A 20,803-nucleotide genomic window follows, 5' to 3' on the forward strand; every position below is an offset into this window, starting at 1 on the left:
CTTGATAAGCACCAGAAAGCAATCTAAAGGTGGTTTTTCGGTGAGGTTAGTTCAGGGGCAACCTGTCTTGCTGATTGAAAATCATCAAGAAGTGGTTTTTTGGTGTGGTTACGGTTTGAGGGGGTGAGTATGTGGGAACGTTGCACGGTTAAAGGGGGCCGCACATGAAAACGATAAAGCGGTTCATCGTATGGGTGAATTACGGTCTTGAGGGTTGGAGCATTTTCGGATCGAGCGATGACTGGGATGAAGCGGTATCCATCCGTTCGGAAGCGATAGACGAATGCAATATTGATGAGGAAGACATCATCTTGGCAGAAAACAAAAACGAGCTGGTGGTAAAACCTGCGGCCAAGCAAATGACGGAGTGGCACCGGGAACTGGAAGCCGTCCTTATGACCTTGGATGACTGCCAGATGGAATGTGACGGCATGACATGGGCAGTAAGCCACCTACTCAATGACGCGGGTGTACCTCATGACTGCATGTATGGTTTTGTGCGAAACGAACAGACCAAGGACATCGTGACACCGCATTTCTGGGTTGTCCTGGATGATGGGTGGTTGGTGGATCTGAGGCTACGCATGTGGCTTGGCGATCACGACAACATTCCTCACGGGGTATTCCATCCCGATAACGAGCCAGGATTTTTCTACAAGGGAGACCCCGTTCAAAACCATAAAGGGATGAGACTGGGCAAAGCCGTCCTGGACATCATGACCGACGGAAAAATTTCACATGTGAAAGTTCCTGAACGACAAGACGGAGAGTAATAGCGTGGAATTTGATTACGACAAGTCAGTATCAAACGCACATCTTGAGGCCGCAGGCTGGGGTATGGATGCCTTTAATCACTCCAACCCATTTGAGAGCCATGTCATCTATGTGCGTGACTACCGCAACGATCACATCCGCCTGTTCACCATCAAGAAGGCTGACTTCGACACGATAAAGCTGCCGCTTCACCTTACCTCCGACATGCTGGCTTCGGTGATCGCTGAGTTCGTATCGAAGGCAGCAAAAGGGAAGTTGAATACGAAGGAGTCCGATACGCTGGCTCCTGCCTTGGTTGGCTATGCCAAATCAACAGAAACCTACCGGAGCTGGCGGAGAGTGTCTGGAACAACAGAGCGATTGCATATGGTCATCAATATCTACGCGGGTTCTGGATTGCTGAGACCTTTCATCGCTCGGGCTCCTGAGACCGTCCTGACGACCCAAGAGCTACTGGTCTTCTCATCACAGGTTAAGAACATGGATGTATCCAATCATCCAGAGTGGTTTAGGGGCCTGAGGTAGTCATGAAGGCAGTTCTCTGGATATTCGTCCTTATCATTGCACCTTTCGTCATTGCGAAAGTGGACCAGTGGCGCAAACGCGGCATTGGAGACACCTGGGCGTGGTGGAAATCAGAGAACATGCCTTATGAGCTGCGCTCGGCCACTCTGTTTTTATCCGAACAGGACATATCAACCACACAGCCGGTGCCCATGCACGGCAGGGTTGATCAGGTGTACAAAGCCAAGAATGGGGTTCTCATTCCCTTGGACACCAAGCTGCGCCAGGTAAACCACATCTATGAGTCGGACATTATCCAGCTCTCGGTTTACCGGGTAATTCTGTCACACAAGTACAAGGCACCCGTTGCCAAGTACGGCTATGTCCGAACCGTTGTTGAGACAGCGGACGGGGATAGAGTCCGTTACATCAAGACAAACCTTCTCAGCGAAAAAGAAGTGGTCAAGTTGTGGCACCGCTATCAATCCATCCGTTCTGGTCAGGTAAAAACCTCCTGTTCCTGTGGCGGAAAGTTTCACATGTGAAAGTTCTGGATTGAATTAGGGTTGCCCGAATTGGGCAGCTAGGCGGGGTTGCATTTTTGAAAAGTCCTGTACGCTGGTTGGTATAGGAGGTGAATAGTGGCCCAGCTTAAACATAACCGCTTCGTCATGTTGGGGTCCTTGGTAGCGACGGTCGTAGCTGCTGCGAATGGCTTGAGTTTTCTCACCCTTATGGCTGGTGGAATGACCCTTATCCAGTTCATGGCTTGGAAGCAACAAGATGCTGTCCGTAGCCGGTTTAAAGCTGCGAAGGATGCGTTTGAAGCGTTGAACGTTATTGCGTTCGACAAGCACTGGGTAGGTTCAACCGCGACGGTCGCCAAAGTGTCGAACATGATCACTCCGCCCGAACGACTGGATAAGCCCTGGGCGGTGCAAGTTCTGGCCGTAACCAAAGGTGGGACGTGGTTCGCAGTGGATCTGCAAGTGACCGGCACTGACAAGGTTCAGATGCTTAGCCTCCACCAGCTTAGTGAAAAGGCGGCAAAGACCATGCTGGCCTTCGACCTCGAAGTGTATGAAAAATTTTTCGGAAAACCTGATGTTGCATGAGGACAATGTGATGGAAAAAGTCAAAAGCGTAGATGCCGTGGAGTTCACGGCAGCAGATAAGAAGGCGATGACCCATGCGGCATACGCCCAGTGTTTCTTCATTCTGGCCCAAGTGATGGCATTCCCTTCCCTAGGGGTGGCTGGCGCTATGGTTGCTGCTCTGTGCGGCATGATGCCGTGGTTGACCAAGTTCGCCAAAGAGGCTCCATCGAAAGCCTTTGGCATGGTGATGGCTTCACTCTGCCTTGCTCCTGTGTACGGGAAACTCTGTGAGCTGGTGGTCCACGCGATTCAGGGAGCTTGAGCTTATGGGGGTAGTACGAGTTCCCTACCTCTTGGCTGAGCTGAAAGAACGCGGATGTGCTGATGAATCTGCTCTGGCGCAGGTTATGCAGCCTGGATGCCGAATTGGAGAGGAAGACCTACGGAAGTTGGCCGCAAATTTAGGGCTTGAAGTTTCTGAGCTGGCACCAGCGCCAGAGAACGCGGCCAACACCCGGTTCAAAGCAAAGCTGAGAGGAGGTTTGGCCTCCTTTCTTTTTGAGTACGACGGCTGTTTCCGACATGCCGAAGGCTCCAGCCATGCAGAAATGTTGGGTATCGAGCAAGAAGACGATATTGGTCTTCCGAGTCGAGCTGCTGACGCCATGCTCCTGGAAAAGATGCTTTACCAGGTAATCGCTCGGGCTAAGTACATGCTCGGCAAAATCGACAGCAAGTTTGTCAGGTCAGAACAAGCAATCGAGTTCCGTGAGCAACTTGCTCCTGGGATCTTCAGGCCAGGGTACAGAGGTTTCCGATTCAAGGAGGCTGCCGCTGGTGATTTGCCTACAGTCATGATTGACGGTCGGAAGTTCAATTGCGTTGCCAGTATAGCCAGAGCGCATGGACTTGATCCGGTAACGGTGCGTAGGCGCATTGCGGACACAAGGAAGGCCGCAGACAAACTCTCCAATGATGAGTGGAAACTCATCCTCGCCAAGAAAAAAGGTAAAGGGAAACCCTTCACCTATCTGGACAGGACCTACAGCAACATTGCCCAGTTCTGTCGTGAGCATCAGCTCAACACCAACCTTGTTTACCAGAAAGTCAAAGACCGGGCTGATAGCGCTGATGAAGAGTTCTGGGGACAGATAATCGAAACATGCAAAAGGAAAGACTAATGGCAGAAAACAAAGAGATCCCCTGGGAGAAAGAGCTCATTGAGAAGTACATGTTCACCCTGCATAAAGAGCAGGTGAAAGACCGGCGCTGGCGGACCATGTTGCGTGTGCTTCGCGCATCAGGTTTCGTGCTTCTCATGATCGGCTTCATCATTTTGGCATCTAATCCGGGTGGGATGCCGTGGCAAAGCGCCAAGGCTGGAGCCCCTCACACCGCGTATATCAACATCCGTGGTGAAATTGCTGCTGGCACACTGGCCGATGCTGATCACCTTATCCCGTCCATCCAAGCAGCATTCGACAACCCGAATTCACAAGCTGTCGTGCTTCGCATAAACAGCCCTGGCGGTAGCCCGGTTCAAGCAGGACGGATTTATGAAGAAGTGAAGGCGCAGCGAGCCCTTCATCCGGAGAAAAAGGTCTACGCCATCATTGATGACATCGGTGCCTCTGGCGGTTATTACATCGCCTCTGCTGCGGATGAAATCTATGCTGACCGCGCCAGTCTTGTCGGTTCTATCGGCGTCATTAGCTCAGGGTTTGGATTCACCGGCTTGATGGACAGGCTCGGCATCGAGCGCCGGGCAATCACTTCCGGAGAGCACAAAGCGCTTCTCGACCCATTCTCCCCTCTTACCTCTGATATGAAGAAATTCTGGGAGGGCGTTCTATCGAAAACCCACCAGCAGTTCATCGAACGAGTGAAGGCTGGGCGGGGTGATCGACTGAAAGACGCCCCAGAGGTGTTTTCTGGATTGCTCTGGAACGGGGAGCAGGCCAAAGAAATTGGGCTGATTGATGGCCTGGGGAGTTTGAACTCCGTGGCGCGAGACGTCATCCACCAGAGCAACTTGGTGGACTACACACCAACCGAAGACATCATCCGGCGACTGACCCAACGAGCGAAGCTCGAAGCCAGTTCCTTCGTGCAAGAACTCAGCGCTGTGAAAGTTTACTGATAGGAGCAGTTTGACATGACAGAACAAAGTACCAAATCACTACGTCTCGGGGTTTTTGCCGCCATTATTTTGGGGCTCGTAGGAACCGGGTTCGGAATCTACCAGCTCGTGAAAGAGAAGGATCTGGCGCAAGAGATCGCCAACGTGAAGTCCACGGTCAACCAGGTGAAAGATGCCGAAGGCGTCACCTTCAAAAGCAAGGCAGAGTTTGAGGCTGCTGTGGCCGAAAGCATCAATAAGTTTGTCGCGCAGAAACAACAAGCCGACATCGATCAGAAGTATGCCCAGTTCGAGGCGGCACCTGAAAAGGTCGAAGACGGCAAACACATCTATGGGGACCTTGGTGCCCGATTCACGCTGGTGGAGTTCTCTGATATGGAGTGCCCCTTCTGTAAGCAATTCCACGACACGCCCAAGCAAATTGTGGATGCCAGTAAAGGCAATGTGAATTGGCAGTGGAAGCACATGCCTCTCGACTTCCATAACCCGGCAGCTCACAAGGAAGCGTTGGCCGCTGAATGTATTGCTGAACAGAAGGGCAACCGTGGCTTCTGGGTCTTCGTGAATGAGATTTTCCATCACAGCAAAGGCAACGGTGCCGGTGTTTCTGACTTGGCCTCTGTTGTCACGGGTGTTGGTGCTGATCTGGATGCTTTCCGTGAGTGTCTCAGCTCTGGCAAGCACGAAGATAAAGTTCAAGCTGACATCCAGAAAGCCAAGAGTTACGGCGTTAATGGTACTCCAGCAACCTTTGTTGTAGACAACCAGACAGGCAAGAGTCAGCTACTCGGTGGTGCTCAACCGGCACAAGCCATCATGGCGGTGATGCGAAAAATGATGATTGAGTCGCAACAAGACGACTCAGCGAACCAATAAAAACTTTCACATGTGAAAGTGGAGTGAGAACTGATGATCAAGATTACAACTAAATTGGGGTGCCTTCTGGCGGGGCTGCTTGTCCTGTCGGCTTGCTCAAGCGTCCCTCAGACAAGCAACGAATACACGAAAGCCCTGGATGATACCAAACAGGTATGTGCTGCCTGTGCTCTGGTTGGTAATGACCTGCTGGTTGCCCTCAACAAGTCATGCGACAAACCCATAACCCCGGAGACTCTAACCAGCGTCATGAACAGTAACTCGATGTTTGCCGCCATGATGGCAATTAACTCCATTGGTGGAACCGACCTTTATCAGGTTTACCGTGATGCGGCTATCGACACCCTGCGATGCAATGAGATGGACACTTGGCCTGAACGGACCAAGGTGCGTTTCCAGCAGCCCGACATGCAAAAGGCGCTGGCCTTGAGGGTTTCTGTCAGACAGCAGAATGCAAATTAACTTTCACATGTGAAAGTCAGGTCCCTCAGGGGCCTGATTTCACTATGAGGTGTACCAATGGAGTTACAAGAAGCAAAAAATGCTCTCGATAGCCTTCACCCCCACAAGGCCTCAGCCCCTTTGAGGCTTGTCATCCACCAGCCTGGAGGGATTGGTGGAACCCCTACCGTAGGGGTGAAAGCAATTCATGCTGGGTTTGATTGGGACAGCAACACCATCCTGATCTACCCGGAAGAGCAGCTCACCCGGTTGACGCCGGATGAGGTCGCCGCCATCACGAAGTCAGTATCGAAGGGACAGTCCTGGCATTCATATCAGCAGTTCAAGAAGTATCGGGAGCAGTTGGCCGAAGCCACGGAGGAAATTAATAGGCTCAGGGCTGAGCTGGGCAGGTATCAGAATAACGGGAGGGGGTAATGCTAAAACGCGGAATTATCAATCTCGCTGCTAGTTACATCATTGTTGATGCCCTACTCCGGAATGCAGCAATTTGGATCTTTGGCTTGTCCTTCTCCATTGGTGGCACTTACGTCGCTGGCGAGGCCAGTACATGGGGCGTTTACCTAGCCACTTCTGGTGCAATGACACTCTGTTCTGTCGTAACAGCCTACCTGCTCGTGACCTATCACCGCTGGGGGCTGATGACGGCCAGGGTCTGGCTGCTATTGAGTGCCTGCCTAAACGGCTATGCCGTCTATTTGAGCAGCCACAACATCCAGTTGGTGGTGGCACTGCTTTCCAGCCTGTTTATTGCTTTGTGGATGCTCAAGACCCTTGAGCAACCAGCAGTGAAGGGGACGTACAAGGTAATCGCTGATCTTCACCGTCAGCTATGGGGAATGTTGAAGGGACAAACACAATGACGACGAATACTCAAAACGCGAACGCCAACCAGGTTCGGTCTTTACGCGACATGCTTGTCCCCGCCCTGTTGTTCTATGTGGTGATGACGGCCATGTTTGTGGGTCTTGACGCATTCATGGATAAACCCACCAGCATGAACCTGCCATTTATGCCGTTCCTTGTCTCGATGGTGAGTTTTACCAGTGACGCACGTCGAGCGTGGGACTGGCGGAACGGGACCAAGGTTGTGGCCGTATTGACTGCGGTAGCCATGCTGTTGGCATTCATCTATCAACTCGCGGTCGGAGAGGTAAATCTCTTAGGGGTTGGTATATACCCGGCCACAGCCATCCTTCTGTTGGCAATCACCTGGGTGATTCGCGCTATCGGAAAGACGGCTCCTTTCCAGTTCCTGGGGAGACACCTGGCGCGGTTTGGTGCATCGAAGTGGGTCCAGCGTACCGCCGCAGTCATTGTGCTCGCGGGTGGCCTTGCCATCACTGTCTATGCCTACTGGCTTAACCACGGGAGCTGATGATGATCATTGCAACGAAGAGCGGCTTGCTGGTGGCCGCAGAACTAATCAAGGAAGAGGCCGGGTACTGGCTACTACAGCCTCGTGACCAAAAGACGCCGGTCAGAGTGAATAAGCAAGATGACAATAAACGCGCTTTCACGCATATGGGAGACGCCCTTCGCTGGGCAGGTGATCCTGAGCTTGCAAAGCAGTTCGATGCCGAGGGGGAAGAACATGCAAATTCGTGACTACATGACAAAGTTGTTTGAAGCATTTGGTGATGTAGAAGAAGTCACCCGAGAAATGCTTCTGGAGCAGGCGGAGCTCATTCATACGATCAGCGATAAGTGTCAGAGCACAGGCCTGTTTCTGGATAGTCAGGTTCGTTTCAACCAGTTCGTTCAAGAGATTGAGGCTGACGACAATGTAGAGGATCGGTTGCTTCATGCTTGGTGCTGGGTAATGGACCGAATAGTGAAGGCACCAACATCCTTTCACATGGATGGGGCTGTGATTTTGACAATGCCTCTGGTCGCCAGATACCTGCCACCAGTTGAACGGGAGCCGGAAACCATCGTGGTGAATCTCGATGAGGACTACAAGGCTCCTGTAGGCAACCAAACACTCTGCGAGCTCATTATGGAACGGAGGCATTGGCCGCAAGGTGCAACGTGCGCGACCCAAGAAGCGGATGGTGAAATCCTCTACTGGGACGCCCCGGTTCAGGTAGTAGAGGAAGGCAGAAAGGCCGCTGGCAAGCATGGCATGATGGCTGAAATAGGATTAAAGCATCAAGTAGACTTTTGGTTTTCTGACATGGCCGAAACTCGGCTCGCAACCGATTGGAACACCGCCGTCATCACACCTCACTGCTTGCTACTTTCCTATCTTGATGTGCTCCAAAAGAACAAAGTGCCGTTTGATGAGGGGGTGCGGCTCGCTGCCGAATGGGTAACGCAACTTGGTGGGGAGTCTCGTAAAGATACCGAGGAAGAGCCGGAAGCTGATGCTACGGTGCTTTCCCTTGGGCGAGCCACAGCTCATTGCTTTAAACCTTATCCGGACACACAAAATTTCTATTACGAGGCCTAAGCCTCACCCAAACAGGAGGATCAACATGCGATACCAGGTATTTAAAACGAAGGAAGGGGGCCTGCCGGTGTTTACTGCACCGTGGTACTGGTTGGCCTCTGCCATTGCTCACTGGTCATCTCTTAACTGGGATGCCTGTCGAATCGTAGACAGCAAGGCGGATAAAACAATGCTCTGCTGGGCCAAGGCTCTACCGGCTGCAAAAAAGATGGAGTGATTATGAGGTTCGGTTTTGCAAAAAAGACGGGGATTTCAGCGTTCCTATCAGCAATGCTGGTGCTGGCTCCTCATGTGTGGGCAGAGACCTTCACTGCAAAGGTTGTGGGGGTGTCTGATGGTGATACGGTCAAAGTGCTAACGGAACAAAGCTGCGATACCGGAAAAGACTGCCGGAGTGGCAAGATCCAGTACCGAGTAAGGCTCGCGGAGATCGATACTCCAGAGAAAAAGCAGCCATACGGCTCAAAGGCGAAGCAGGCCTTATCAGATCTGGTGTTTGGTCGAATGATCAAAGTGGAGCAAATCGACAAAGACCGTTATGGCCGCCTGGTTGCCAATCTCTATGTCGATGGCAAATGGGTCAATGCCGAAATGGTCCGTTCTGGGAGTGCGTGGGTGTACCGGCAGTACGCCAAAACACCGGAGCTGTTCAAGCTGGAGACCGAGGCCAAAGCCGATAAGCGAGGTCTCTGGGCATTACCGGAATCGGAGAGAACTCCCCCTTGGGAGTGGCGAAGAAAGCACTAACCACACCCCAGAGTATGCAGGTGTAAACAGTAACCAAGAAAACAAACAGGAATAACGATGAACAAAAGCGAACTGATTATGAAAGTGGCCGAAGACGCTGATATTAGCAAAGCAAAGGCCGAAGCTGCGGTAAATGCGCTGATCAACTCAGTGAAAGAGGTGCTTAAAGCGGGTGGGACAGTAGCGCTTACTGGGTTTGGTACTTTCCACGTTAAGGAACGCGCAGCGCGAACCGGACGGAATCCCCAGACTGGAGAGAACATCCAGATCGCGGCGGCCAACATTCCTGGGTTCAAAGCTGGTAAGGGGTTGAAAGACTCCGTGAACTAGATCTTAATCATGTGACACATGAATAAGGTTTACATAAGGCTCCTTTCGTGGGAGCCTTATTCATATCAGACATGAATAAGGGGGCGGAATGAGGTTGTCGTCAACTCAAAAGGACGTTTTGTTCATTCTATACGCAATTGAGGCCGGTGGAAAAGCCGAGCCTGTACCAGGTGTAAAAATACTGGAGATGATCAACTCAGCTCGCCAGAGCGGTATTCATGGAACGAACTTCCGAACGTCATGCCACACGCTGGTGGAGAATGGCCTGTTGAACAAGTACCGGAATGCTTCTCTAAAGCTGGCCTTTAGGCTGACCGACGATGGCAGGGAACGTGCAGGAGAGATATACCGCAAACGGCTGGAGGAAGTGCAAGATAAGTAATACGCCCCATAACGGGGCGTATCGAGTTAAACGGCAAAGCCGTAGTGGGTGCCGTCCGGAAGTTCAACATCGAGGCGTAGCTTGCCACCGGAGGCCTCAACGTACCGCTTAATGGACGACAGCTTGAGATCTCGTCCAGGTTTTTCCATCTCGGAGACTGTCGGCTGTCTCACACCCAGAGATGCAGCAATTTCCCCCTGGGTAAGGTTCATGCGATCACGAAGCTCTGCCAAGTGGATGTTCAGTAACATCTCAGTGGCCGCTTTCTGTGCTTTGGCAACAACCTCAGGCTTTTCTGTTGCCAGCATTTGGTCAAGAGTTCTTGCCATAACGTCACTCCTTCTTCAATTTATCCAAGTGCGCCGCAAACTCGCGGTCTGCAATTGGGATCATTACTTCATAAAACCTTTTCTCGTCCCCGGTCTTGTTACCGGCGCAGAGAAGAATCCCCTTACGCTTTGGATCGAACGCAAAGAATGCCCTGATAGGATCTCCTTTGCTTTGGACCCGCAGCTCTTTCATGTTGCTGTAGGATGAACCGTTAACAGTATCCGCGTATGGTCTCGACAGCATGGGACCTCTATCTCGCAGCACCATCATCGAAGCCAGCACGTTGGCTCTATCGGTATCATCCAGTGCATCGAACCACTCATCAAAGGTGTCAGTTGTCTCGATGACCCACATGGTTTCTCCTTACTTAATATAGGTGCAATCCTATATAGATTCAAACCTATAATCAAGAAAAATCGGCGGCTATGGGGGACGAAATGCCGGTAAGTAGTCATGTGACTAAAATAGGGGGTAGAATAGGCCTCAATATAGTCATGTGACTAAAAGGTGTACTGAATGAACAACCTGCCCCTACTGCTCGACGCAAGAGAAGCCATTGACTACTACCACCAGCATCCAGACATGACTGATGCAGAAAAGGCCTATGTGGTCGCGTTCCTAAGCGGAGAGGGGCGCTCAAACAGTCAGATCAGAGAGGAACTGGGGATTGAGAAGGTATACACGGTTACACACCTGAAACGCGCCGGTACGCTGTCGGAGGAAGAGCTCACACTCTGGCTCAGAAATCCACGCAAGATCACCCTGGGACATGTGAGAGCCGTGGCTAAGTTACCTATCAGCAAGAGAGAAAAGCTCCTGAGGGATCTCCTGCATACCAGGACACCGGTTCATACATATGAGGCGATAGCGAAGGGCAAAGAAGTGGATAGGGATGCTGACATTAAGCGTCTGGAAACCCTGATGAGCGATGCGACGGGTAGGCCCATCAAAATTCGCTATAACCCCGCGAAGCGCTCCGGGGAGCTGACGCTGGGATTCTTCACGCTCGATGACCTGGATGACGTGTGCAAGGCTCTGGGGTTTGATCCAAGCGAGCAGATGTAAACCAGAAAACTTTCACATGTGAAAGTCTTGCAAGGTGTCTTTTTATTGTTTACAGTATCATAAAATGAATCTGTAAAGGTGCGCGATGAATGTGCTTCCAACGAAAAGCTGGCCTTGGGCGTTATAACTCAACCAGACCTGAGTGGCTGGCGGCGTACCGAAACGCAAGATGTATGAGAAGCTCAGGTAAAGAACCTGATGCTTCTCTTTCCGGGATAGCTTGGAAGGCGCAACTCATTGTTGCCCATGAAAGAGGCAGAATTGACAGCCTGGCTGTCCCTTTGGATGCCAGATTGATAGCAAAGAACCTCATCGACGAGATCCTTGCTGAGGAGAACTGATGGACGAAAAAATTACCTACGAAGAAATGCTTGAACAACTCGACCAGAAAGGCATCCGCGTCACCAACGGGGCGAGACGGCTTTATGTCGCGTTGAACAACGGAGTCAAAGCTGAGGTGCTGGGTAACTGCGGTCCCGCCACAATCAGCTTGGTTGACGGGATGATTGTTGTGGAAGAGCAGACTCTCCACTAAGGGCAGCAGCATGGGCAAAAAAGTACACATCATTTGTGGAAAGTGCGGCAGTGACGAGATGAACTTTGTCATCAATGGACACTGTCCAGACGATCCCCAGAATGTTGCCAGTATGTCCTGCTCAAATTGTTGCGAACTGACAGGCATAGCCGAGTGGTCGGAATTTAATGGACGTGAGCTGAAAGGTGAAGCCGTCGCCCTATCAACACCGGCAAACGTGAATGCTCTTCTAGGATTGCTTCGCCAGGCGATGGACAGCGTTGAGTATCGCCTCTATGGCGGGGGCATGTCATTGAGCGGTAATGATGCTGCCGAACTCATAGACCTCCAGGAGCGAGCTGAGAAGGTCTTGTCTGTTCTTCGGAGTGATCAGCATGAGTGATTTATACGAACCGCTTGAGTTTGTGTTCTGCGGCTTTAGGAAAGGGGACGCTGGGCTCTTTATCTCGGTAGCCACTTTGCGCGATGGTGTTTTAGGCCGTGAGATGTATTTCTCAAAGGGAAAAAGCAAAAGGCGCTGGGTTGTCGGTGGCATTTACTCAGGGGCCTCGTTTTCGGACAACGGAGCAAAAGGTCTGGATGATGCTCATTACGTTAAAGCATGGGAAGTGCAAGGCGACAAGATAGAGTGGCAAGCAAAAAGCGAGCAAGCCGAAGCCTTGGCGCGAAGCGAGAAACTTGAAGCCGACGATAGGAAGCGCAATGAACTCGAAGAGCTGATGCTACCCATCAGGAAGCAATATGGGGCATTAACAAAGCGACGTGATAGGGCAGGGGCCGCAGCTCTTGAAGAAGCTGTCCTGAGAGCGCTGAGAGCGCCCATCAGGAAGGCTGAGGAGAAATAACCGTGGAGCCAGTCTTAGCTAAAGCATTCGCCGGTTTTAAAGTCGTAGCTGTAAGTGCCCATCAGATTGGCTTTTCGGCTTTTTTTGCCATTGGTGTTTGCTGGCGCTTTAGGGGTCGCAAGTACGCCATAGAACAGGATACCAACAAGTGCCGCTTGCCACGCGAAAACAGCAACCAGAATCCAAAAAGCAGCAGCCAGAACCGGCAGTTTGTGCAGAAGGTTGAGCACCGGCTTGGCCCAAATCACTGCCGGGATAGCCAGCACTGCGTAACCCCAGTTGGTTGCCTCAAGCATAGCCAGGCCAAGAACAACAACAGCCATCAGCGCGATATTCAGTACATGTTTCATGGTCATCTCTCCTTTTCAACTTACACTTTTATCCTATCACAGCATTAAAAAATGCAACTGTGAAAGGGCGTTTTTCATTCAAAAAGAGGTGACACTTTGAGTGCAATTATCAGCAAGTGCGGCATGTACAGATACCGTCTGGAAAGGGATGTGCAACCCGAAGGCCTTGTGTTCGGTTATTTTGGTGTAAACGGCTCTACGGCCACGGCCACCGAGGACGATCACACGGTCAGAAAGTGGATAGGGTTTACCAAGGTCAACGGAGGGAGGCGATTCATAGTCGGTAATGCTTTTGCTTTTCGGGCGACCGACGTTCGAGAGCTGGCTACGGCGGTTGATCCTGTCGGGCCTGAAAATGAAATCCACTTGGAAAGGATTATTCGGGATGCTGATGTCTTGGTGCCCTGCTGGGGGAGCCGAACTAAGCTGCCTAAGTCTTTGCATGTTCATTTGGACAGGCTTTTAGAGCAGCTCGTTGCATCTGGGAAGCCGGTATTGGCATTTGGCGTGACTGGTTCGGGGGACCCGAAGCACCCACTAATGCTTGGATATTCGACAAAACTTGTGCCCTGGGGAGGAAAATAATTATGTCGATGCTTGAAGCACGTTACTTCGTGGCAAAGATAAGCGATGCACAGGCCGTGCTCTGCGATGAGGAGCTGGCGACACTGGAAAGGCTGATCCGGAAGGTTGATGATGGCCGCAGAGCAAATGGCAAGAGCTCGCTTACTTGCGTTGTTGTCGAAGAAGATTGGCCGAACTGGCAGCAAACGGTTGACTCTGTACTTTCACTTGCTGACGGGAAAGACAACGATTGGACCAATGCCACACCAGAACAAATCAAGGCCTTTTGGGTCGATGACTCAGTTTGGAAAACTCTGGATGGCCGGGATAAATGGATTGAAGATCTCGACCTGCTGGTGGACGGTTCCCCGGTGGCTTCTGAGTGGGAACCTTTTGGCTTGGAATCAGGGCAGTCTGTCGTCATACGAGGCGGATGGATAGAAGGGAATGCCTTGAGTGATGATGGCGTACCGCTAGTGCAGGCATTCGTCGCTTGGAAACAGGGCCAAGACAACCACTAAAGGAAAATTACTTCGGAAGGGCGGCTATGGCCGCTTTCTTTTTAATATTTACAGTATCACATAATGATACTATGATGTTGTTAATTTACTTGGGGAGGCGCTTATGCTCACTGCTAAATGTATAGGGTGCGGATGCACCGATGATCACGCTTGTGTTGAAAACGGTCAACCGTGTCACTGGCTTCGCGTGAATAGAGTGGAAGGTATCGGGGTCTGCTCTTCGTGCCCGGATGCTCTCAATCAATTCGCATCGACCAGCCAGGAACAAGCAACTGGACAGGATGACTACCGGAACAGTCCAGAATGGAAGGATTTTTCATCACGCATTGGTAATGCACTATGCGGGGGCCGGAGCAAAGCAAAGTAAGGTAAAAACGGCTATGCCGTTTTTTATTTGTCTATTACGGCATCACATTATAAGCCTGTAAATGCTGAATCTGTAATTGCCCAAAATGGGCGTGAGCAGGGGCGGGGTGTGAGGTCGTTCTAAGGCAAAATACTTTGTACTGGCAGAACAAAGAAAGAATGAACTTTCACATGTGAAAGTTTTTGGGGTACGGGATGGAACAAGCAATTCAAAGTTACTTGGCTGACGACCGGCAATATCAAGACAGGATTACCGCAGCTCTCAGCCAGGTTGAAGAGAAAGGTGCAGAGTACGAAGCTCTTTGCCAACAGCGTGCTCAGTTGGGGATCTGGCAAAAAATTATAACGTTCTGGCAGTTTCGTCGAGACATCGCCGTTATACGTTCAGCACTAAAAGGCCATAACAGCGATTTGCGGTATTTGCGCCGTGGGAGAGACCAGCTCAAAGAGGGATTGGTTTCTCGGGCCGTGAAGCAAGCGATTGACGGTAGCCAGATTCTGGAACGAATCACCCAAGCTCAAGATAGGCTTGACGCCGCATCTCGACTCCACGAGAGCAACAAGCGACTGGTGGACATGGGGCAAAAAGCCTTACGTGAAATCAGTGAGGCCTCTTCCAGTATTTCATCAGCACAAACAATGGAGGTTCTCGACCTTGTGACTGACAACAAGGGCATTTCCGTCATGTCGTCGATGTCAAACTCCTCGGCCAGCAGTGAAATAGACGATGCGAAGAGAGCTGTGAAAGCCTTCGCAAATGCGCTGGGGGATCATCGTGACATTGTGGGCTCACTGCACCACTCAATGGCAACTGAGTTTATCGATCTGGGTATGGACTTTGCCGGTTTGAATGATGGTTTCGACTTTGGGAGCGTCTTCTCGCTGTTCAGCTTGTCGTCTGCCAGTTCCTCTCTGGACAAAGTAGAGTCTCGCGTTGAATCTCTGATGCCAGATCTAAGACGAGCCGCCTCCAATTCGGCAGCAGAGTATGCCCGTGTTAACGAAGAGTTCTTTGGCCTAAAACAACAGGCCTGTTGCCAAGTGCATGAGTTGCTGGTGACAAATGGTATAGACGTGTCAGTCAAGCGCGTTGAGTCCGCCGTGAACAGCTACAGAGTTGGAAGGTGATATTTACAGCATCATAAAATGAACTTATGATGTGAGGTGATCAACAAGTCGAAATTTATTTAAAGGATAAGCGATGAGCGATATTACACAGCAAATGGACAAACTTGAGATTCCAATCAAGTTGTCCTTTCCAGTCATCAACGTTAGCACTTTTGAGCTGGGCCGTGCAGAGAGCGTTTTCTCTGACATTGCAAAGAAAGTCGGCAAGCACTTTATTGTGATGCCATTCAAGAAGCTGCCCGATCCAGGCACGATGAAGGCAATGGTGGACGAGTCCAAGAAGTCCTCCAAAAACGGTGTTGTCGTGTTCGACACTTTCTTTTTCGACCGACAACGTGCAAACCCGGAAACACTCCCAGCCCTCAAGTCATCACTGACCTATCTGGAGAATGAGGGGATCAACTACATCATCGCTGGCAAAGACGTCTTCAATGAAGAGTTCGTTTATCACATCGATCTCCCGGCTATGAGCAATCAGGAAATCCTGAAACTGCTCCAGACCTGTGAAGATAACGTGAAAGATGGTGGAGTCTTCGAGAGCAACGAACGTGCTGTCATCGCAAACCACGCCCTGGGCTTGTCACACACCCAGATGAAGAACGTCTTCACCTATTCCGCTTACTTGAAATTCAAGGGTGAAGAATACCTGGGCGAGATCCGAAAAGAAAAAGCTCACATCTTGCGTGATGTCGGCCTCGATGTGCTTGAGGCCATTGATATTGGGAATGTCGGTGGGCTCGAAAACCTCAAGGAGTTTCTCCAGATACGTAAAGCCGGTTGGGACAAAGACCTTCCGGTAAAAGGTGTCCTTCTGGCCGGTGTACCTGGTGGTGGTAAATCGCTGACGGCAAAAGCCGCTGCCGGTGTACTTGGCACTACCTTGGTTCGCCTGGATATGGGCCGTTTCTATAGTAAGTATCTCGGTGAAACCGAGCGCCAGTTCAATCGTGCATTGCAGACCATTGAGCAGATCGCACCCGTTGTTGTGTTGATTGACGAGATGGAGAAGTTTTTTGGTAATGCCGATGGCGAACACGAAGTATCCAAGCGCCTGCTGGGCTCTTTCCTCTACTGGCTTCAAGAGCGCAAGAAGAAGATCTTCATTGTGGCGACGGCCAACCGGGTTCAGTCGCTGCCTCCTGAATTGATGCGAGCTGGCCGCTGGGACCGAGCATTCTTCATTGATCTGCCAAGTGTGGCTGAGCGCCAGAAGATTTTCGAGATCCACCTCGCCAAGCAGAAGGCCAACATCGCCGCGTTCGATATGCCTACGCTACTGCGTACCACCGAGGGATACACCGGGGCAGAGATTGAACAGGCCGTCATTGACGCGATGTATCTGGCGAACGCTCAGGACAAAGAGCTCAACAATGAAGCGCTGGTGGATGCGGTCACTCGCATTACCCCGACCAGTGAAACTCGCCGAGAAGACATCAACCAGATTCGCAGTTTGCGGGATCAAGGCTTCTATCCGGCCAATAACTTCGATGTTCAAGAGCAGAATGGCTCTGGACGAAAACTCGCCATCGAGGACTAAGCGATTAACTTTGTCATGCCGGAACACGGCATGACCCCCGAAACAACTCAGGAGTGATGAGATGAGCCATATCGTAAAAGGCAAGGTGCAGGTCGCCTACAAAGACAAAGAGCTGCTGTTGAAGGCTCTGGAGGGAGTTGGCGTCGTTGTTGAAAACGAAAAGCTATACCGCGTGGGCGCTGGCTACACCTTCGAGAAATACCCGATTGTTCTGATCGACCAGAACAACAAGGAGCACCGGATTGGCTACAAGGAAAAAAACGGTGTTTGGGAGCAGTACCAGGAAAACTACGGCTCTTATGGCCGCTGGACGCAGCAGGCAAGCAGCAAGGTGCAGGATCGCTACATTGCCTTCCACTACGAGCAGCAGTTGAAAGAGGAAGGTTTCAGCGTGACGGTGAAGCAGCATCACGATGGCACTTTGGAACTGGAAGCTGAGGAAGCTGTTTGGTAATAGCGCCAAGGCAATCAGATTAGTTGAACTTAACGACGAGGTGACAAAGTGAAAAAGGTAAACATCAAGATCAAGGGCGGCAAGATTGCTGCCGATTTCACGGGGTTTCAGGGTAAGACCTGTGAAGCGCTGGAGCAGCGTATTCGCCCGGAAGAGCTCGAAGTCGAAGAAAAAGAGCTGAAACCCGAGTACCACTTCAATGCTGGTCAAACCCAGCACGAAACGGAACAGAACGAATGGTGATGAGAAGGACAGGGCGCGTCCCCCTTCTTTTGCTGGTTGGTCTCATGGTCGCAGCTCCTGCGGCCTTTGCCAGTGACTTTGTGACTGGCGTAATGGTGGGGCAAATGCTCTCAGATGACTCAGGCAGCAAGAAGGTAGAGGACACTGGCCCGGAGAGCAAAACGGTCATTGATTACCATGACGGTCAGCCAGTTGTGACCAAAGTGGAGGCCTTCAAAAGCAATAAATGGCGCAAACTGGATGGCCCTCAGGGCGGCTATTTTGTTTGCCCAGGTGAATACCGTAGCTATTCGGGAAGGCTGCGTTGTCGCGTCCATGATGACGGGCTCAATGGCTTTATGGGCGGTATGACTGATGCTCAGGAGCTACCGCTCCAAGAAGCTCTGACCAAGTTGGAAGGTAAACCCATCTCCCTGCAAACCATTGAAGTCCACGGGAACAACCTGGCAGTCAAATACCAGTTAGCACCACCAGCACAAACGCACGTCAAAACTCAGGACCTGGGGGTGGTTAAGCAAGATGGTGAAATGCAGAAGGTTGCCAGCCAACCACCAGCGCTATCCATAGAGACTGCACCAAAGAGTGAACCTCCCAAGCAGATTGGTGCTGCACAAGACACCGACCGCAATACCAGTGCGTTTCAAAGTCCGTTCGAGGAGGTAAGTGACTCCATGATCGGTCTAATGGATAGCTCTTTCGTCAAAGTCATAGCGGGGTTGATGCTGGTGTTTGGGGTTGCTAGTGGAATTATGAGGCAGAGCCCATCAGGAATTGTGATGGGGATAATGCCTGCAATTATGATCATGACCGCGCCAACGGTTATTCGTACCATGTTCGATACAGGCGCGGCCAGTACCAAGCCAGTGGAAGATAGCGGAAGCTCATTTCCTTTCTTCTTGGTGGCAATAGTGCCGGTGCTGATTTTCTTTGCCTATAGAGCTTTTATGAACAACCGGAGCGACTCCGAAATTGATGAGTTGTTAAGAGAAGCCCGACGTGCTGAAAGGGCTGAACGACCAAGCAATGAGCCTCCCTCAGTGGATGAACTCCGTGAGCGCCAGCAACAAAACCCAGAAAGAGAACCGGTGGTTGTCAGCTCATCAGCTCCGGCACCAAAGGTGCAAAAGGAAGAGCCAATCGAAGTACAGCCAGGCAAGCGCAAAATTATTTTGGATTAGTGGGGTAGGTTATGAGCAAAAAGCGCATCGTAATCAAAAATGGTGAGGTCTGCGGGTTTGCCGATGAGGTTTCCTTCAAAGGCCTTGAAGTGCAGGAATACAGTAAAACAAGGGTTTCGCGCATCGTGCCGACGAGCGGCATTCTAATGATTGCGTTCTATGTTATTCGCGGACTTTGTTCAGACGAGTCAAAGATTGCGGCATGGACTCGTGTTTGGCGTTGCCAGTGGAAGGTGCTGATCGACGGTAAAAGCTATGGACCATTCAGCAGTCGTGCGGATGCTATCTCGTTCGAGAAGGACGAGATCTACAAACAAGGCAAATTCTTTGCCGATGCCACTCACGAGGCGGCAGTATGATGACACGGGCGGCTATGGCCGCGCTGTTATCCGCGTTGGTAATAGGCCTTGTGTCTGATTTGTCCGCACAAGAGCTGGTGGTAAGCCAGGTGGCTATAGACAAGTCCACTGAGGTGGAGAAAGAAGCTACCTTCCACAACCGCAAGTGGGTGTTAAGGACGGGGCAGGTTAGTGGATTCTTCATCTGCCAAGGAGATAACAAAGACATTTACTACCGGCATGACAGGGTGGGCGCTCACTGCCAGAAGACATCGACTGGGTGGCGCAATGTACTGGGTCTCAGGGACGATGTTCCGGAAGTTGAGCTGAGCGTGTACCTGGGGACCGTTGAAGGTGTCCCCGTGAAAGTCCTTCATCAGGAAGTGGATGGTTACGATCTGAAAGTGCAGTACAAGGTTGCACGTAAAGGGTCAGCAAATGAGTGAGAGTGTGCGTCGGTCAACGCCGATGGTAAAGATTAAAATCCTGCCGAGTTTCGTAGGGGTTCCCTTCCCGTCGGTGCTACTTATCGTTGCGGGGCTCCTTAATGGCCCTTTGTGGGGCTTTGCCGCATTCGTCTTTCATATCGTCATCAAGCGGTACATCTACAGAGAATACCGGAGGTTGCCATATCCGATGCCAACCGGCTCAAGGCCTATGGATGAGTTGAGCGAGCTCCTTGTAAAGGGGATACCGGAGGAATTTTTCCGGCGGCTTGACGCAGCTTGCAGCTCTGATGCGTCAGTACAAATAACCTGCCCAAAGAAATACCGGCTGCTCAAAATGTCGTTGAATCGCTATGCCAACCGCGCTGGTTGTTACCCGCAGTTCCGGGAGGGGGATGAAATAGCGATTGAGGTAACAGAGCAGAGACCAAGAAAAGCAGGAGCAGGGAAGGGCTTTCCAAGTATTCAAGTTCTGAAAGCGTCAGAGGGTGTTCTGAGTGAACCGGAGCAGCCTATCGAAATTCAGAAAGATAAGCGCAAGATTATCTTGGATTGAGGTGGGTTGGAATGCGGTCATTTTTATACAGAATATTGCTTCTTTGCTTCGTCATTATCGTCCAGATAGGGCTAATCGCCATTGATGCGAGCCCGTTGGTTGTTGCTATGTTCCTCTCGCTAACAGCTTTAGTCGCTGGGGTCTGGATGGCGTACCTTCATTCCCGATTTTTGATGGCGGTGACTCCAGTAGTTATCTCTGTGCTAATGGCGACCCTCGCCATGAAAATGTTTGAGCCGAGACTCTTTGTTTCTGCCAGCGAAAAAGGCTGGTTCCCTTTGTCATTGTTCGTCTCGATACCGTTTTACTTCTACTTGAGTTACTTGCTTGAGATAGAGGAGAAGAGACGTACATTCCGGGCCAATGTGATTGGGTTTTTGCGTGGAGTTTCGGAAGAGATCCGTCGTTCAACCAGAGAGCATAGAGATCAAGGTGAGATAAGACACGGTGGAACAGAGCTGGGGAGTATTGACGAACTACAAAGGGGCGAGGCCAAAGAGCCAGAAGTCATCAGCTCTACATCGGACCAGAAAGAACAAGGCACTCCCAAGCGAGACAAGAGAAAAATCATTCTGGACTGAAC

36 protein-coding genes are annotated in these 20,803 nt (G+C 51.1%); 33 read left to right on the forward strand and 3 right to left on the reverse strand.

The window, feature by feature from the left end:
- Positions 1 to 164: 164 nt before the first annotated feature.
- From R7Q11_RS17845 to R7Q11_RS17930, 18 genes are all read left to right on the forward strand, one after another.
- Complete coding sequence (locus R7Q11_RS17845; RefSeq protein WP_000849069.1) at positions 165 to 773, forward strand: hypothetical protein; 609 nt, start codon at positions 165 to 167, stop codon at positions 771 to 773.
- 4 nt (positions 774 to 777) lie between these two features.
- Positions 778 to 1,299: a hypothetical protein gene (locus R7Q11_RS17850; protein ID WP_000393783.1), complete on the forward strand. Its 522-nt coding sequence runs from the start codon at positions 778 to 780 to the stop codon at positions 1,297 to 1,299.
- A 2-nt stretch (positions 1,300 to 1,301) separates the two neighbouring features.
- Positions 1,302 to 1,823: a hypothetical protein gene (locus R7Q11_RS17855; RefSeq protein ID WP_000648873.1), complete on the forward strand. Its 522-nt coding sequence runs from the start codon at positions 1,302 to 1,304 to the stop codon at positions 1,821 to 1,823.
- A 96-nt stretch (positions 1,824 to 1,919) separates the two neighbouring features.
- On the forward strand, positions 1,920 to 2,393 hold the full coding sequence (locus R7Q11_RS17860; RefSeq protein ID WP_000057876.1) for a hypothetical protein: 474 nt from the start codon (positions 1,920 to 1,922) through the stop codon (positions 2,391 to 2,393).
- Between the two features lie 10 nt (positions 2,394 to 2,403).
- On the forward strand, positions 2,404 to 2,697 hold the full coding sequence (locus R7Q11_RS17865; protein ID WP_001370730.1) for a hypothetical protein: 294 nt from the start codon (positions 2,404 to 2,406) through the stop codon (positions 2,695 to 2,697).
- Between the two features lie 31 nt (positions 2,698 to 2,728).
- Positions 2,729 to 3,556, forward strand: coding sequence for a hypothetical protein (locus tag R7Q11_RS17870; protein ID WP_347880239.1), 828 nt, complete (start codon positions 2,729 to 2,731; stop codon positions 3,554 to 3,556).
- Entirely contained in the window at positions 3,556 to 4,515 is a 960-nt protein-coding gene (locus R7Q11_RS17875) for a S49 family peptidase (protein WP_000829617.1), read from the forward strand. Before R7Q11_RS17870 ends, R7Q11_RS17875 begins: the two co-directional genes overlap by 1 nt.
- A gap of 15 nt (positions 4,516 to 4,530) precedes the next feature.
- The gene (locus R7Q11_RS17880; protein WP_000139696.1) at positions 4,531 to 5,391 is read left to right on the forward strand and encodes a DsbA family protein; all 861 of its coding nucleotides are present in this window, start codon (positions 4,531 to 4,533) and stop codon (positions 5,389 to 5,391) included.
- A 33-nt stretch (positions 5,392 to 5,424) separates the two neighbouring features.
- Positions 5,425 to 5,853, forward strand: coding sequence for a hypothetical protein (locus R7Q11_RS17885; protein WP_000591076.1), 429 nt, complete (start codon positions 5,425 to 5,427; stop codon positions 5,851 to 5,853).
- A 57-nt stretch (positions 5,854 to 5,910) separates the two neighbouring features.
- Positions 5,911 to 6,270 carry a hypothetical protein gene (locus R7Q11_RS17890; RefSeq protein WP_000422769.1) on the forward strand — a complete coding sequence of 120 codons (360 nt, stop codon included), beginning with the start codon at positions 5,911 to 5,913 and terminating at the stop codon, positions 6,268 to 6,270.
- Positions 6,270 to 6,716, forward strand: a complete 447-nt coding sequence (locus tag R7Q11_RS17895) for a hypothetical protein (RefSeq protein ID WP_000919343.1) — start codon at positions 6,270 to 6,272, stop codon at positions 6,714 to 6,716. The genes R7Q11_RS17890 and R7Q11_RS17895 overlap by 1 nt, the downstream gene beginning before the upstream one ends.
- A complete protein-coding gene (locus tag R7Q11_RS17900) occupies positions 6,713 to 7,231 on the forward strand; it encodes a nitrite reductase (protein ID WP_000210757.1) in 519 nt (172 codons plus the stop codon). Before R7Q11_RS17895 ends, R7Q11_RS17900 begins: the two co-directional genes overlap by 4 nt.
- Before the next feature lie 2 nt (positions 7,232 to 7,233).
- Entirely contained in the window at positions 7,234 to 7,461 is a 228-nt protein-coding gene (locus tag R7Q11_RS17905; RefSeq protein ID WP_004201084.1) for a hypothetical protein, read from the forward strand.
- Entirely contained in the window at positions 7,448 to 8,305 is an 858-nt protein-coding gene (locus tag R7Q11_RS17910) for a hypothetical protein (RefSeq protein WP_001167036.1), read from the forward strand. The genes R7Q11_RS17905 and R7Q11_RS17910 overlap by 14 nt, the downstream gene beginning before the upstream one ends.
- A 25-nt stretch (positions 8,306 to 8,330) precedes the next feature.
- Positions 8,331 to 8,522 carry a hypothetical protein gene (locus R7Q11_RS17915; protein ID WP_001270409.1) on the forward strand — a complete coding sequence of 64 codons (192 nt, stop codon included), beginning with the start codon at positions 8,331 to 8,333 and terminating at the stop codon, positions 8,520 to 8,522.
- Between the two features lie 2 nt (positions 8,523 to 8,524).
- The gene (locus R7Q11_RS17920) at positions 8,525 to 9,052 is read left to right on the forward strand and encodes a thermonuclease family protein (protein WP_001210659.1); all 528 of its coding nucleotides are present in this window, start codon (positions 8,525 to 8,527) and stop codon (positions 9,050 to 9,052) included.
- Positions 9,053 to 9,109: 57 nt separating this feature from the next.
- Positions 9,110 to 9,382, forward strand: a complete 273-nt coding sequence (locus R7Q11_RS17925) for an HU family DNA-binding protein (RefSeq protein ID WP_001043046.1) — start codon at positions 9,110 to 9,112, stop codon at positions 9,380 to 9,382.
- A gap of 88 nt (positions 9,383 to 9,470) precedes the next feature.
- Entirely contained in the window at positions 9,471 to 9,764 is a 294-nt protein-coding gene (locus tag R7Q11_RS17930) for a hypothetical protein (protein WP_001239998.1), read from the forward strand.
- A 26-nt stretch (positions 9,765 to 9,790) separates the two neighbouring features.
- Here the strand turns inward: R7Q11_RS17930 and R7Q11_RS17935 are convergent, their stop codons facing one another.
- Together R7Q11_RS17935 and R7Q11_RS17940 are read right to left on the reverse strand one after the other, a co-directional pair.
- Positions 9,791 to 10,093: an XRE family transcriptional regulator gene (locus R7Q11_RS17935; RefSeq protein WP_000124640.1), complete on the reverse strand. Its 303-nt coding sequence runs from the start codon at positions 10,091 to 10,093 to the stop codon at positions 9,791 to 9,793.
- Between the two features lie 4 nt (positions 10,094 to 10,097).
- Positions 10,098 to 10,448, reverse strand: coding sequence for a type II toxin-antitoxin system RelE/ParE family toxin (locus R7Q11_RS17940; protein WP_000270043.1), 351 nt, complete (start codon positions 10,446 to 10,448; stop codon positions 10,098 to 10,100).
- 162 nt (positions 10,449 to 10,610) lie between these two features.
- Here R7Q11_RS17940 and R7Q11_RS17945 point away from each other — a divergent pair, with 162 nt between their 5' ends.
- The 4 genes from R7Q11_RS17945 to R7Q11_RS17960 all read left to right on the forward strand — a co-directional run bounded on the left by R7Q11_RS17945 (position 10,611) and on the right by R7Q11_RS17960 (position 12,539).
- A complete protein-coding gene (locus tag R7Q11_RS17945; RefSeq protein WP_001061573.1) occupies positions 10,611 to 11,159 on the forward strand; it encodes a hypothetical protein in 549 nt (182 codons plus the stop codon).
- Positions 11,160 to 11,499: 340 nt separating this feature from the next.
- Entirely contained in the window at positions 11,500 to 11,694 is a 195-nt protein-coding gene (locus R7Q11_RS17950; protein ID WP_000343597.1) for a hypothetical protein, read from the forward strand.
- A 10-nt stretch (positions 11,695 to 11,704) separates the two neighbouring features.
- Positions 11,705 to 12,076 (forward strand): hypothetical protein, encoded by a 372-nt coding sequence (locus tag R7Q11_RS17955; RefSeq protein WP_000516918.1) that lies wholly within the window; start codon positions 11,705 to 11,707, stop codon positions 12,074 to 12,076.
- Positions 12,069 to 12,539, forward strand: coding sequence for a hypothetical protein (locus R7Q11_RS17960; protein WP_001281821.1), 471 nt, complete (start codon positions 12,069 to 12,071; stop codon positions 12,537 to 12,539). Before R7Q11_RS17955 ends, R7Q11_RS17960 begins: the two co-directional genes overlap by 8 nt.
- A 14-nt stretch (positions 12,540 to 12,553) precedes the next feature.
- On the opposite strand, the gene R7Q11_RS17965 is transcribed toward R7Q11_RS17960, so the two are convergent.
- Positions 12,554 to 12,889, reverse strand: a complete 336-nt coding sequence (locus tag R7Q11_RS17965) for a hypothetical protein (RefSeq protein ID WP_000683477.1) — start codon at positions 12,887 to 12,889, stop codon at positions 12,554 to 12,556.
- Positions 12,890 to 12,985: 96 nt separating this feature from the next.
- Between R7Q11_RS17965 and R7Q11_RS17970 the strand changes: the two genes are divergently transcribed.
- From R7Q11_RS17970 to R7Q11_RS18020, 11 genes are all read left to right on the forward strand, one after another.
- Positions 12,986 to 13,474 (forward strand): DUF1643 domain-containing protein, encoded by a 489-nt coding sequence (locus R7Q11_RS17970; protein ID WP_001273096.1) that lies wholly within the window; start codon positions 12,986 to 12,988, stop codon positions 13,472 to 13,474.
- Positions 13,475 to 13,503: 29 nt separating this feature from the next.
- On the forward strand, positions 13,504 to 13,974 hold the full coding sequence (locus R7Q11_RS17975) for a hypothetical protein (RefSeq protein WP_347880240.1): 471 nt from the start codon (positions 13,504 to 13,506) through the stop codon (positions 13,972 to 13,974).
- A gap of 549 nt (positions 13,975 to 14,523) precedes the next feature.
- Complete coding sequence (locus R7Q11_RS17980; protein WP_015063558.1) at positions 14,524 to 15,468, forward strand: hypothetical protein; 945 nt, start codon at positions 14,524 to 14,526, stop codon at positions 15,466 to 15,468.
- Positions 15,469 to 15,541: 73 nt separating this feature from the next.
- Complete coding sequence (locus tag R7Q11_RS17985) at positions 15,542 to 17,005, forward strand: AAA family ATPase (protein ID WP_001280522.1); 1,464 nt, start codon at positions 15,542 to 15,544, stop codon at positions 17,003 to 17,005.
- A gap of 61 nt (positions 17,006 to 17,066) precedes the next feature.
- A complete protein-coding gene (locus R7Q11_RS17990; protein WP_000018404.1) occupies positions 17,067 to 17,459 on the forward strand; it encodes a hypothetical protein in 393 nt (130 codons plus the stop codon).
- Positions 17,460 to 17,507: 48 nt separating this feature from the next.
- Positions 17,508 to 17,702 (forward strand): DUF2997 domain-containing protein, encoded by a 195-nt coding sequence (locus R7Q11_RS17995; protein WP_000757530.1) that lies wholly within the window; start codon positions 17,508 to 17,510, stop codon positions 17,700 to 17,702.
- Positions 17,696 to 18,880, forward strand: a complete 1,185-nt coding sequence (locus tag R7Q11_RS18000) for a hypothetical protein (RefSeq protein ID WP_000245300.1) — start codon at positions 17,696 to 17,698, stop codon at positions 18,878 to 18,880. Before R7Q11_RS17995 ends, R7Q11_RS18000 begins: the two co-directional genes overlap by 7 nt.
- Before the next feature lie 11 nt (positions 18,881 to 18,891).
- Complete coding sequence (locus tag R7Q11_RS18005) at positions 18,892 to 19,239, forward strand: hypothetical protein (protein ID WP_000039129.1); 348 nt, start codon at positions 18,892 to 18,894, stop codon at positions 19,237 to 19,239.
- Positions 19,236 to 19,664 (forward strand): hypothetical protein, encoded by a 429-nt coding sequence (locus tag R7Q11_RS18010; protein WP_000988988.1) that lies wholly within the window; start codon positions 19,236 to 19,238, stop codon positions 19,662 to 19,664. The genes R7Q11_RS18005 and R7Q11_RS18010 overlap by 4 nt, the downstream gene beginning before the upstream one ends.
- A gap of 22 nt (positions 19,665 to 19,686) precedes the next feature.
- Positions 19,687 to 20,220 carry a hypothetical protein gene (locus tag R7Q11_RS18015; RefSeq protein WP_001348525.1) on the forward strand — a complete coding sequence of 178 codons (534 nt, stop codon included), beginning with the start codon at positions 19,687 to 19,689 and terminating at the stop codon, positions 20,218 to 20,220.
- A 146-nt stretch (positions 20,221 to 20,366) separates the two neighbouring features.
- Positions 20,367 to 20,801: a hypothetical protein gene (locus tag R7Q11_RS18020; protein WP_411913167.1), complete on the forward strand. Its 435-nt coding sequence runs from the start codon at positions 20,367 to 20,369 to the stop codon at positions 20,799 to 20,801.
- The last annotated feature ends 2 nt before the right edge of the window (positions 20,802 to 20,803 follow it).

This window comes from Vibrio sp. 970, assembly GCF_033339075.1.